The organism is Streptomyces mangrovisoli (assembly GCF_000974985.2).
Classification (GTDB): domain Bacteria; phylum Actinomycetota; class Actinomycetes; order Streptomycetales; family Streptomycetaceae; genus Streptomyces; species Streptomyces mangrovisoli.
In genome coordinates, this window is sequence record NZ_LAVA02000138.1 from 1 (window position 1) to 923 (window position 923).

Sequence of the window (923 nt, forward strand, 5' to 3'; positions counted from 1 at the left end):
CAGCGTGTCCACCACTCAGGGGGAGGCTCCGAGGTACGAGCCGTCGGGCAGCTGCGCAAGCACCGGTGGACGCCGGGTGCTGGTGGCACGGATCAGCAACTGCGCCCCCTGAGCCACGACGTCTGCGAGCAGTTTGTTGCTGTCGAACGCACGGTCAGCCAGCAGGAGCATGTCCGAGGTCAAGTGACTGACCAGCTCGTGGGCGTAGTCGGTTTCGCCTTTCGAGGCGGGTCCGAAGGCGGCGGTGATCAGGCCCCGGGTGCTGGTTTCGCACAAGGTCATCAGCATCAGCCGGGGGTAGCCGGAAGGGCCATGGCGGCGCGGCGTGCGGCCGAGCCAGGACCGATTGCGCTCGTGGTCGGGGACGTTCAAGCTCCCGCAGCCGTCGAAGGCGACCGTCCGCCAGCGGCGGTAGCGCACTCCGGGGGTGGACGGCTGCGCCAACGGGCCCGCCAGTACCTCGAACAGCCGCTGGAACGGGACCGCTCCGAGCCTTCGACGCAGATCGCGAAGGGCCTTCTCCGAAGTCTGCTGCACCGCGGCGGTCAGTCCGGCCACGAGTTTTCCCCACACCAGCCCGGCGCCCAGGTGCTCGAACAACCCGAGTGCGAGCACGAAGTACACCCCGACGCGCGAGGGGAGACTGCGCAGCCGGCGCTCGCGCGTCCCGGTCTCCTCCAGCACCGCATCCACCAGCTCGGTCGGGATGACCTGCGTCAATTCACCGACGTGTCCGGGCGCGAACACGTCATCGATTCTGTACGTGACAGACTGTGTCACAGGGCCTCTGCTCTCTAAGGAAGATCTTGGTCGATCCCCTGGATAGCAGAGGCCCGTCTCACGTCGCGGTCGCGCTTGACACCGTCAACTGAGCCTTAACTTCGTGGCATTGGTCGAGCATTGTCCGGTGGCAGTACGCCTCC

General features: G+C 66.8%; 1 protein-coding gene. It reads right to left on the bottom strand.

Annotation, left to right across the window (positions count from 1 at the left end; all coding sequences use genetic code 11):
- Nucleotides 1-15 precede the first annotated feature (15 nt).
- Nucleotides 16-747 carry a transposase domain-containing protein gene (locus WN71_RS37640; RefSeq protein WP_240529902.1) on the bottom strand — a complete coding sequence of 244 codons (732 nt, stop codon included), beginning with the start codon at nucleotides 745-747 and terminating at the stop codon, nucleotides 16-18.
- Nucleotides 748-923 lie beyond the last annotated feature (176 nt).